This window comes from Micromonospora sp. DT44 (assembly GCF_049841635.1).
GTDB lineage: Bacteria > Actinomycetota > Actinomycetes > Mycobacteriales > Micromonosporaceae > Micromonospora.
In genome coordinates this window covers 1-476 of the sequence record NZ_JBNCKS010000172.1, presented here as the reverse complement: position 1 = coordinate 476, position 476 = coordinate 1, and the positions used below count along the sequence as shown (strand labels likewise).

The following is a 476-nucleotide window of genomic DNA, read 5'->3' as shown; positions in this document are numbered from 1 at the left end:
GATTTCTTTGGCCATCTCCGTAGTATTCTCGTGCTATCTCGCCGAACGCCTCCCACCTAGCGTCACTACTGGACTTAACAGCGCTGGACACGACCGCCCTCGCCACGTCGCCGATCGCTCCGCAACCCTCCAAAAAATTCTTCAGATCCTTGGGCATGCTCTTCGGAACAGTCTTGCCCTGCCGCCGCCAACCACGAAGATCTTTTCCGAGGTGTACCATAATCCCGTTGGTGGCCTCCCTCTCGTATTTTTTCGAGGGGAGTGTCAGCAGATTTTTTGGGCCATCTTTGTAGTAGTCTCGTGCTATCTCGTCGAACGCTACCCACTCTTCTTCGGTTCTCTTCTTATTAACCATGAGACGTCCTCTCTGTTCTTTCAGCGGCCGGGACTCGGTGACTCAGAGCGCGTTTGGTTTCAGGGTCGGTCGGGCGTGTCGCACAACGGGTCCGGTCGATGGATGTAACTCGGTCGGTAGA

General features: G+C 55.0%; 1 protein-coding gene. It reads right to left on the bottom strand.

Annotated elements, in window-relative coordinates:
- Nucleotides 1–355: hypothetical protein (locus ACLQ25_RS32815; protein WP_425734606.1), on the bottom strand; the 355-nt coding region annotated here is incomplete at its 3' end.
- Nucleotides 356–476 lie beyond the last annotated feature (121 nt).